The sequence below is a fragment of the Xylanibacter ruminicola Ga6B6 genome, from assembly GCF_000687715.1.
Classification (GTDB): domain Bacteria; phylum Bacteroidota; class Bacteroidia; order Bacteroidales; family Bacteroidaceae; genus Prevotella; species Prevotella ruminicola_B.
Window position 1 is genome coordinate 77,732 of the sequence record NZ_JHXD01000015.1, and the last position, 10,936, is coordinate 88,667.

Genomic DNA, 10,936 nt, shown 5'->3' on the forward strand with positions numbered 1-10,936 from the left:
TTACACGTAATGAGAGAAAAAATTGACTGTTTTTTGCCTTGCAACGACCTTGAGACAGCACGCCAATTGGTAGCGCAAATCAAGGGAAGCAAGACCATTCAACATATCTGTTTGCTGGTAAACCAACCCCTTGAGGCCACCGACGAGGCTCTGAGCGATTGCGAGCAAATAGTAGTTAACGACCTGACAAGCAGCACCACCCTACAGGCTATTTCCGAACATGCCAAGGCCGATTACGCCCTGTTGCAGATTCGTCCACGACAGATACAGATGCCCAAGGGCACACTCGATCGCATGCTGCGTATCGCATCCGATTCGGATGCTGCCATGATCTACGCCGACCACAACGACCTGATTGATGGCAAGTTGCAGCCCCACCCTGTTATCGACTATCAGATAGGTAGTATCCGCGACGATTTCGATCTGGGCTCGCTCATCCTGGTAAAAACCAGCCTGCTGCACTGCTTTGCCATGCAGAGCAACGAGCATCCCTACCAGTATGCCGCTGTTTATGCCCTGCGCCTGTTCCTGAGCCGTAAAGGCCGTATCTTCCACATTAACGAGAAGCTTTATACCGAGCAGGAGACCGATACCCGTACCTCGGGCGAGAAGCAGTTCGACTATGTGAACCCACGCAATCGCGAGGTACAGATCGAGATGGAGCATGCTGCCACCGCCCACCTGGCTGCCATCGGCGCCAAGATCGACCCCTCGTACTATCGTCGTCCCGACTTCAACGAGCAGGAGTTCGATGTAGAGGCATCGGTGGTTATCCCTGTTTACAATCGCGAGAAAACCATTTGCGATGCCGTGAACAGCGCCCTGAGTCAGAAAACCAAGTTTAAGTATAATGTGATTGTGGTCGACAACCACTCTACTGATAAGACTACCGAGTTGCTGCGTGGTTTCCACGACGAGCGACTCATCCATATCATCCCCGAGCGTAACGACCTGGGTATTGGTGGCTGTTGGAACATGGCCATCCACGACGACCGTTGCGGACGCTTTGCCGTGCAGCTGGATAGCGACGACCTGTACTCGTCGCCCAAAACCCTGCAGCAGATTGTAGATACCTTCTACAAGCAGAATGCTGCCATGGTGATTGGTTCGTATCGCATGTGCGATTTCGACCTGAACACCCTGCCACCAGGCCTGATCGACCACGCCGAGTGGACAGACGAGAACGGCCCGAACAATGCCCTGCGTATCAACGGTCTGGGTGCACCACGCGCCTTCTTCACCCCACTGCTGCGCCAGGTAGGATTCCCCAACACCTCGTATGGCGAGGATTATGCCTTGGGCCTGATTTTCTCGCGCCACTACCGTATCGGCCGTATCTTCAGCGAGCTCTATCTCTGTCGCCGCTGGGGTGGCAACAGCGATGCAGCCCTCTCTATCGACAAGGTAAACGCCAACAACCTGTATAAGGACCAGTTGCGCTCGTTAGAGATTATGGCGCGCCAGCAGATGCTGCAGGGCAAGCAGGAACTGCTGAACGACTCGCCCCTGATGCGATTCTTCAACCGCCAGTTAGAGAAGTGGGACGATGCCCGCAGGCGCTATCACGACCTGCGCAACGTGAAGACCCGCGAGCTGTCGGTAGGCACCTCAACCATGAAGGTGCAGTACAACCCCGCCCGTATCGTATCTACAGGCGCTAAGATTGATAAGCAGACACTGGCCGAGCGCCCCTGTTTCCTGTGCGAGCAGAATCGCCCCAAGGAGCAGGTCAAGAAATCTATCGACGGACAGTTCGACCTGCTGGTCAACCCCTTCCCCATCCTGCCCATCCACTTTACCATCCCATCGGTAAAGCACGAGCCACAGCTTATTCGTAATGCCTATGGCGAAATCCACAAGCTGCTTACCGAGTACCCACAGATGATGGTATTCTATAATGGTCCCAAGTGTGGTGCTTCGGCACCCGATCATGCCCACTTCCAGGCTGGCACATCAGGTGTGTTACCCCTGCAGATGGCCTGGGGCCGCTTGTCGCGCAGTCTCAAACCCATCCTGAATCTGAACAACGAGGAGGGCATCTCGCTCATCGAGGAGTATCCCTGCCCCGCCCTGCTCATCCACAGCAAAACACAGTATGGCGACGAGCAGCTGTTCCGCCGTTTGTACGAGTCGCTGCCCATCAAGGAGGGCGAGCCCGAGCCTATGCTCAACATCGTAAGCTGGCGACACGATGCCGACTACTATTCAGTGGTATTCCCGCGCGAAAAACACCGTCCCGACTGCTATTACAAGGAAGGCTGCGAGCAGTACATCATCTCGCCAGGCGCGCTCGACATGGCAGGTTTCCTGGTTACCCCACGTAAGGAGGATTTCGATCGCCTTACCCCCGAGATAGCCTTGGGCATCTTAAACGAGGTATCGCTGCCAGCCGACCAGCTCCAGCAGGTCATCGAGCGCCTCAAAGCCACCCAAATGTCAACTGTCAATTCTCAATTGTCAACTAAGAAAGAGCCAAACGTTACCGTAGGAATCGTCAGTGGCGAAAAGATATCGTTCAGCCTGAATAAGCCTTACATGGCCAAGGGCGAGGTGATTACTGGCGATCAGGTGGTTGAGTTCAGCGATGGCGGTATCCTGTGGCGTGGCACCCAGTATCGTAACCTCACGTTCACCCCACAGGCCGACGATGCCTCGTTCTCGCTCAACGATGTAACCATCGGCGTTAACTTCCACTGGGAGCGCAAGGAAACACAGACCTTCGAAGGCACCCTGCGCATTGTGGTCGAGGCCGATAAGATTGTGGCCATCAACGAGTTGCCCGTCGAGAAATATCTCACCAGCGTTATTTCCAGCGAGATGAGCAGCACCTCGAGTGTTGAGTTCCTCAAGGCCCATGCCGTTATCTCACGTTCGTGGCTGTTGGCTCAGATCGAGAAGCGCAAGCAGCACGAGAGCGGTGGCGACAACTTCTTCTCGTTCACCAAGAGCGACCAGGAGTTTATCCGCTGGTACGATCGCGAGGATCATACCATCTTTGATGTGTGTGCCGACGACCACTGCCAGCGTTACCAGGGCATCACCCGCGCCAACAACACCCATGTTGAGGAGGCCATCAGCCAGACTCGCGGTCAGGTGCTGATGTATGGCGACGAGATTTGCGACGCCCGTTTCTCAAAGTGCTGTGGCGGTCAGACCGAGGAGTTCCAGTACTGCTGGGAGAATACGCCTAAGCCCTATCTCGTATCGTTTCACGATCCTTACTGCAACACCAGCGATAAGCACATCCTCTCGCAGGTACTCAACGATTTCGATCAGGAAACCCCCGATTTCTATCGTTGGACGGTAAGCTACACCCAGCAGGAGCTGTCGGAGTTGGTAAACCGCAAGCTCAAAATCGACTTTGGTACCATTACCGACCTTATCCCCGTTGAGCGTGGCAAGAGCGACCGCATCTGGAAACTCAAGATTGTCGGCACCAAGAAAACCCTCACCATTGGTAAGGAGTTGGAAATCCGCCGTGCCCTGAGCGAGAGCCACCTCTACTCATCAGCCTTCGATGTCGAGAAAGATGGCGACAAGTTCGTGCTTCGAGGCAAAGGCTGGGGCCATGGCGTAGGCCTGTGCCAGATAGGTGCCGCTGTGATGGGCGAGCAAGGCCATCCTTACAACGATATCCTGCTGTTCTACTATCGTAATGCCGAAATCAAGAAGCTATATGAATAAACGTAATCCTTGGGCCTGGGTGCCCACCCTTTACTTTGCCGAGGGCGTTCCCTACGTAGCCGTGATGACCATCTCGGTTATCATCTACAAGCGCCTTGGTTTGTCGAATACCGACATCACGCTCTACACCTCGTGGCTCTATCTGCCTTGGGTTATCAAGCCCCTTTGGAGCCCGTTTGTAGATATGTTACGAACCAAACGCTGGTGGATACTCGGCATGCAGGTGCTGATAGCCGCCGCCCTGGCAGGTGTGGCATTCACCATCCCGGGGCCGTTCTGGCTGCAAGGCTCGCTCAGCTTTTTCTGGCTGTTGGCCTTTAGCAGTGCCACCCACGATATTGCTGCCGACGGCTTCTACATGTTAGGTCTCGAGCAGCACGAGCAGGCCTATTTTGTGGGCATCCGTTCCACGTTCTATCGCATAGCCACCATTTTTTCATCCGGCTTGCTGGTAGGTTTGGCAGGTGTGCTGCAGGTGCTCACCCGTAGCATCAGCTACGCCTGGAGCCTGGTGTTCTATCTCATTGCCGGCCTGTTCATCGCCCTGTGGCTCTATCACAGCTGGGCCCTTCCCCGCCCCAGTGAGGACACCCATCGCATACAAAAGACCGCTGCCGACATCATTACCGAGTTCTGGAACACACTCGTTACCTTCTTCCGCAAACCACAGGTGTGGGTAGGCATCTGCTTCATGCTGTTCTATCGTATGCCCGAGGGACTGCTGGCTAAGGTTTCGGCCCTGTTCCTGGTTGATAAGATGGCCAATGGCGGCCTGGGCCTGAGCGATGTAGAGTTTGGTATGGTTCAAGGCACCGTAGGTGTTATCGGCCTTACCTTAGGTGGTATCCTGGGTGGTATCGCCGCCAGCCGCGATGGTCTTAAGCGTTGGCTGTGGCCCATGGTCATGGCCATCACCATCCCCGATCTGGTTTACGTGTATCTCTCGTGCGCCCTGCCATCCAGTCTGCTTGTCATCAACATCTGTATTTTCTTAGAGCAGTTTGGTTATGGTTTTGGTTTCTCGGCCTATATGCTATACCTTATATATTATAGCCAGGGCGAGCACAAAACGGCCCACTATGCCCTGTGTACCGCATTCATGGCCCTGTCGATGATGATACCAGGCCTGTTTGCCGGTGCCCTGCAGGAGAGCGTCGGCTATCGCGCCTTCTTCGTGATAGTAGTCGTCTGCTGCGTCATGACCTACATCGTATCGGGCCAACTAAAAATCGATCCCGAGTTTGGAAAGAAAAAAGCAGAGAATTAAATCTCTGCTTTTTTCTTATATCCCTGCACCATCCTGGAAAGCCACATCCACGGCTTTACTCTGCTGTATGCGCGAGTAAGGCGGCACGCTGTGCGTAATCCAGATGTTACCACCAATCACCGAATGGTGTCCGATGGTGATACGTCCCAGTATCGAGGCATTCGAATATACCGTTACGTTATCCTCCAGTATCGGGTGTCGAGGTATGTTCAGCATGTTGCCGTTCTCATCGTACTTAAAGCTCTTGGCACCCAGTGTCACACCCTGATACAGCGTTACGTGGTTGCCAATGATGGCCGTTTCGCCTATAACCACACCCGTACCATGGTCGATGGCAAAGTACTCGCCAATCGTGGCTCCCGGGTGTATGTCGATACCCGTTTTGCTGTGTGCCTGCTCCGTAATGATACGTGGTATAACGGGCACCTGCAGCTCGTGCAGCTTATGCGCTATGCGGTAGTGCGTCATCGTGTTCATCGATGGGTAGCAGAATATCACCTCGCCAAAGTTAGGTGCAGCCGGGTCGTTATCAAACATCGCCTGTATGTCGGTATAAAGCAGTCGTTTAATCTCTGGCAGCGCATCAATAAACGCCAGCGCCTTCTCCTCAGCTATGCCATACACCTCGGCTTTGGTGCTGTTAGCCTCGCAGTCCTCGCAAAACTGCAGTCCGTGTGCTATCTGCTTCGTCAGCAGTGTTGTCAGCTCCTCCATCCACACACCTATATGATAGGCACGGATAGCCTCTTCTGGCTGTCGCTTTTCAAAATAATCAGGAAATATAATGCTCTTTACCAGCGTTACAATCCGCTTCACCTGCTCTACCGATGGCAGTGGTGCCACGGTGGCTGGCATCATACCCAGCTCCCTTTCCGATTGCTTCGACAGCAGCGCCACATTCCTGCGCAATGTCTCGTTTATCTTTGTCTTGTCCATACTTACAACGTTAAAGTTCGGGGGCAAAGGTACGAATATTTTTTTTATTTAGGCATTAATAAAGCCATTTTTTTAACTAACTCGCAAACATAGCATTGTCAGGTCATCGTTAGGCTCGGCACCAGCTCGGTGCTCTTCCACCTTTTCTGTCAGCGTCTCTACCACCTGCTTTGCTGTGTCAAAGTGCGTATCGCGCAGTATCTCCAGCAGCTTCTCGTCGCCAAACTGGTGCTGCTCTTTGTCTTCGGCCTCGTTCAGTCCGTCGGTGTATATAAACAGCGCGCGGCCCTTGATACTCTCCATCTCCTCGCCCTGATAGTCCATTTCGGGGAATAAGCCTATAGGTGCATTTGCCTCCATCTGCAGGAAGTCGCCCTTGTTCTCACCCCCACCTATCACTGGCGGATTATGTCCCGCATTACAATAAAGCAGGTGTCCGTTCTCCATATTCAGCATGCCTATAAACATGGTCACAAACATGCCGTTCACGTTGTCCTCGCCCGATAGCTCTGCATTCATGTGGTTGCATATCTCCGCTGGCATCAGGCCTTGATTAGCCATCGTTCTGAACAATCTCGTGGCCTGCGCCATAAACAGCGATGCCGGCACACCCTTACCGCTCACGTCGCCCACGGCAAAGTACAGGTTGTGCCCGTTAATCACGTAGCCGTATAGGTCGCCGCCCACCTCCTTGGCTGGGGTCATCGTGGCATACAGGTCCAGCCCCTCGTATTCGGGGAATGTGCTTGGCACCATACTCATCTGTATGTCGCGGGCAATTCTCAGCTCACTCTCTATGCGCTCCTGCTGCGCCTTCATCTCAGCCATACGCTTGGCAGCGCGCCTGCGGAACAATGTGTAGACGATAAAGAACGCCGTAATCAGCACCAGCACTATTACCAGCGCCACTATGCGCTGGCGGTTCATATCAATCTGTTGCCGGGCTATCTCCTCGTCTTTCTGCTGAGTCTGGTAGATGGTGGCCAACTTGGCAGCCTCGTTGTTGCGCTCGCGCACAATGGCCGAGTCGATATAATCGAAGGCAAACAGGGCCGCCGCAAGTGCAGAGTCCTTACGCCCCGCCATATAATTCACCCTGAATTTTCCAGCCACCGTAGCCACAAAATCCAACGTCGGATTCATTTTATTCTTTGCAATCATGGGGCCTAAGGACTGATAGGCATCAGCAGCTTCAGCATAACGATGCAGGTCTCTCAGATAGTCTATCAGTTTATATTGCCCACTAACGGTATGGGCTAGCGGCGACTTCTTAACCTCATTATAATAGCGATTAGCGTCGTCGAAACGCTTTTGAAGCACGGCCAGGTCAATACGGTCGCAAGTAAGATTATACTTAATCAGCTCCTTATATTGGTCGATAGCAGCTGGATGAGCAAAGAGTTTTTCGGCAACAGAATCAGCTCGCGAAAGCCAGAGAGCGGCCTTATCCGCCTTTTCATCCATAAAATAACTCAAAAGACAATTATGATAGCACATTGCAGCATTGAAGTAGCTTCCCCACGAAGTATCTATCTCCAGCAGTTGGCTCATGTACTGGTAACATTGCTCGTACGACTTGTCGTACTCTGCATATCTCTTCAATGACCTCTGAGCAAGTCCAAGATACATATACAACATCGACTTACAAACCAGTATTTCAGTTGCAAATTCCGGGGCATATTCAAAGTCCTTCATAGCCTTGAGCGTAGGCACAGCCAGGGCTATCACAGAGTCGTTACTTCTGCGTACAGACATATACTGCACTATGTTGCTAGTGGCAGAATAATACAGCACACTGTCGAACTGATTTTTAGGAGTAGTCCCTGTCACTGCACTATTAAACTCCCTGTCGGCCTCTGTCATCATACTCTTTTGGAGATAAGCCTCGCCACGCCGGTTAGAAGCATGGATATGGGTGATTGCCCCTATACGTTCAAAGCTATCGGCCAAGGCGATGGTTCCATCAGGATCGCCAGCCAAAAGGGGTGCATTTATCACGCTGTCTGTTTTCACCACATCGCTTACTCTATGCAGTTTTTTCTCGCATGCAGCCACCCCCACCAGTAGCACCACAAAAATATACGCCAGTTTCTTCATTGTCAAAAATGTGTTTTGGGTTAATAATTATTTTGCATTGTCTTTGCCTGCAAAAATAAGCAATTTTTTTGAACTATGCATTAATAAACAAAATTTTTCTGCGATTTTCCTTAGCCCGCACTGCAAAATGCAGCCACACGGCCCCGTAGCGATTTTTCTCTATCAGCAGCTCATCAAACTCCTGATCACTTTCTGTAGCGTAGGCTATCAGTATCGCTGCATATTCTATCGCCTGCTTAAAGCCCGATGTGCGTATGTCTGCGGCGCAGCCTGTTAGGTGATTACTGGTGGGTGCCCCACCAACCTTTTTATTTAACTGCGGACTGCGATAACCTGAGTTTATCACAATCGCATGCCCTACCCTTTCTCGCAATACCTCCAGCCAAACACACAACCGTTTTAGATTCGCAATCGCCTCATGGCTGGGGATGTTATACACTTCAGGATACTTGCTCCTGGTGAACTCCCCGAGCAAGAAGTGCTCGGAGAGGTTTGCTTTACTATTCAATTGTACTATCTGTTCCATACTCTTAATTTTTACATTCTTACATTTTCTCATTTTTACATTTTCAAAATGCACTATTGCACCATTGCACCATCGTTAGAATACCAGCACGGCCCTTTTCTTGTAGCGGTGTTTACAGAAGACGGTTGCTCAAATTGTTGGTGTGTTTGTGAACACCAATGCATTCAGAGAAGACCTGGCACAATACTGGAACTTTCAGGAGACACGCCTGATTACACCAACCAACAGCACTATCCCCATAGTACAGGCTGCCAGCGAAGTACTTCAGAAGATATACATACAAGGATATCAATACAAGAAAGCCGGTGTGATAGTGATGGGAATATCGGAAGACTCGCCTATCCAGCAGGATTTGTTTGATACGGATGCAGAGACGATACAGAAGATGCGAAGACTTGACGAAGTGGTGGATCGTATTAACCGCATGCATGGTTCGGAAACAGTTGTTATCGGAGCCCAACAATACACGCAAAAAAACGGAAAAGGAAAGGCCAATGTATTTGCCAATGCCATTAAGCACGATCACAAAAGCCCCTGCTACACCACCCGTTGGAAAGATGTGATTAAACTGAAGTAAAACACACGCTGTCTTACCCTGAAAAACGTTGAATCAAAAACAACGTTTTAAAATGAAGAACGAAGATTTAGATTTATTGGAGTTGCAAGAACTTGCACTGAAAAACAAAAGCATCAAAAGACATAAATCTTTGGATGAAAAACTTATGATTGTGAAGGCTCATTTGTTAAATCATGTTTCAATTTCACAATTGAGTGCAGATTTTCGTGTTAATAGAAAAACTATTCGCACATGGATTAGTACCTTTGCAGACGGAAAGGTACCTGACAGAAGAAGTCAACGCACCCCAGATAATAAACTAAATCCGTCTAGTATGCCTAAGAAAAGTCAAAAGCCAGTTGAGAGTGAGGCCGAGGAACTGGCCCGTCTCAGGGAAGAGAACAAGCGTCTGGCGGAAGCATTGAAGATGGCCGAGTGGATGAATCACGCTAAGGATGTGATGATCGACGAGGCCGAGAAGACATTCAATATTCCGATCAGAAAAAAATCTGGTGCCAAACAGTAAAGACGCTTGCCGCAGAGAAGGTCAAGGGCCAAACCATGGGCCTTCTCTGCCGGCTGTTTGGCAAAAGCTGGCAGGCATACTACCAGCACAAGGAAACGTTAGGCAAGCAACGGTTGACGGAGGAAATGGTCATCCGGTTCATTAAAGATATACGTCAGATAGATCCTGGCATAGGCGGCCCCAAACTACATTACATGTATCGCGAGCGCTTTGGAGCTGATTATGAATATATGGTGGGGCGTGACAAGATGGAAACGATAATAGCCCGCAATGGCTTGAACGTAAGGCTTCCAAGGCGTCGTCCACGCACGACGGACTCTACTCACGGACTCCCGACCTATCCGAATCTGATAAAGGACCTCATACCGATACGCAAGAATCAGATCTGGGTGACGGACATCACATATATTCCTATTTGGAATTATGACGGCAGCTACGACTTCTGCTATCTGTCGATGATAACGGACTGCTACACCAAGGAGATAATCAGCTGGTATGTAGGCGAGACGATGGAAGCCTGGTGCAGTGTAGAATGCCTAATGAAGGCTCTTGAGACGCTACCCGTAGACGAGGTTGTTAATCTCATCCATCACTCAGACAGAGGCATCCAGTACGTCAGTGCAGCATATACATCGCTGCTTCTGGAGGCAGGCATTAAGATAAGTATGACGGAGAGTGGAGATCCAAAGGATAATGCTGTGGCTGAACGACAGAACAACACTGTCAAGAACGAGCTTCTGAAAGATATCAAATTCCACTCCATAGGAGAACTCAGAAGGGCACTGGATAAAGCGATAGCCTTCTACAATAACGAGCGTCCACACATGTCGCTTAACAACATGACTCCACGTCAGGCTGCCTCTTGTATGGGTAAAATACAGAAAAAATGGATAAGTTTTAGAGAAAAGTACCTCGAAAATTTGGAAATTCAAGAAGGAGCATGTACCTTTGCACCGCAAACCCTGAATATGATTGAACGGCTTTCCGCGGAGCCTATTCAACAAAAACAAGGGTTAAGAGAGAATTATTCAACTTCTGTCAGGGATAAGGATTAAGGTACCCAACAGGCATTCAACCTATGGCAGGGTTAAGTTTAAAATCATTCAACTTTTTCTAGGGAAGTACACGCTGGTACGCTGGTACGCTGGGTCATTTTGCGATTTCGTATAACATTTATCGGAACAGAGGGCAAGCGAGGTGGATAATAACACAAAGATTTATCTATATTATATATTATATTAATATTATATATATTATAATATATATAATATCATAAAGAGGATTTAGCGACACAACGACCACCACTATAATTTACAAAATGACCCAGCGTACCAGCGTACCAGC

Annotated in this window: 8 protein-coding genes and 1 pseudogene; 6 read left to right on the plus strand and 3 right to left on the minus strand. The window is 50.3% G+C overall.

Annotation, left to right across the window (positions count from 1 at the left end; all coding sequences use genetic code 11):
* Positions 1-9 precede the first annotated feature (9 nt).
* Positions 10-3,684 carry a DUF4922 domain-containing protein gene (locus T500_RS16695; protein ID WP_080694857.1) on the plus strand — a complete coding sequence of 1,225 codons (3,675 nt, stop codon included), beginning with the start codon at positions 10-12 and terminating at the stop codon, positions 3,682-3,684.
* Positions 3,677-4,951 carry an MFS transporter gene (locus tag T500_RS0110030; protein ID WP_028908003.1) on the plus strand — a complete coding sequence of 425 codons (1,275 nt, stop codon included), beginning with the start codon at positions 3,677-3,679 and terminating at the stop codon, positions 4,949-4,951. Before T500_RS16695 ends, T500_RS0110030 begins: the two co-directional genes overlap by 8 nt.
* A gap of 15 nt (positions 4,952-4,966) precedes the next feature.
* Here T500_RS0110030 and T500_RS0110035 read toward each other — a convergent pair whose 3' ends face one another.
* The 3 genes from T500_RS0110035 to T500_RS15745 form a co-directional block, all read right to left on the minus strand.
* Positions 4,967-5,887: a serine O-acetyltransferase gene (locus T500_RS0110035; RefSeq protein WP_028908004.1), complete on the minus strand. Its 921-nt coding sequence runs from the start codon at positions 5,885-5,887 to the stop codon at positions 4,967-4,969.
* Positions 5,888-5,959: 72 nt separating this feature from the next.
* Positions 5,960-7,984 carry a PP2C family protein-serine/threonine phosphatase gene (locus T500_RS16700; RefSeq protein WP_028908005.1) on the minus strand — a complete coding sequence of 675 codons (2,025 nt, stop codon included), beginning with the start codon at positions 7,982-7,984 and terminating at the stop codon, positions 5,960-5,962.
* Between the two features lie 73 nt (positions 7,985-8,057).
* Positions 8,058-8,510: a YcbK family protein gene (locus T500_RS15745; protein WP_036908968.1), complete on the minus strand. Its 453-nt coding sequence runs from the start codon at positions 8,508-8,510 to the stop codon at positions 8,058-8,060.
* Positions 8,511-8,640: 130 nt separating this feature from the next.
* Here T500_RS15745 and T500_RS17505 point away from each other — a divergent pair.
* The 4 genes and pseudogenes from T500_RS17505 to T500_RS15755 form a co-directional block, all read left to right on the plus strand.
* Positions 8,641-8,853, plus strand: a pseudogene (locus T500_RS17505) (Y-family DNA polymerase); the annotation flags it as partial.
* A 42-nt stretch (positions 8,854-8,895) separates the two neighbouring features.
* A complete protein-coding gene (locus T500_RS17510; protein WP_254771694.1) occupies positions 8,896-9,087 on the plus strand; it encodes a DUF4113 domain-containing protein in 192 nt (63 codons plus the stop codon).
* A 52-nt stretch (positions 9,088-9,139) separates the two neighbouring features.
* Positions 9,140-9,592, plus strand: a complete 453-nt coding sequence (locus T500_RS17155) for a helix-turn-helix domain-containing protein (protein ID WP_051612007.1) — start codon at positions 9,140-9,142, stop codon at positions 9,590-9,592.
* A 35-nt stretch (positions 9,593-9,627) separates the two neighbouring features.
* Positions 9,628-10,647 carry an IS3 family transposase gene (locus T500_RS15755; protein ID WP_230580890.1) on the plus strand — a complete coding sequence of 340 codons (1,020 nt, stop codon included), beginning with the start codon at positions 9,628-9,630 and terminating at the stop codon, positions 10,645-10,647.
* Positions 10,648-10,936 lie beyond the last annotated feature (289 nt).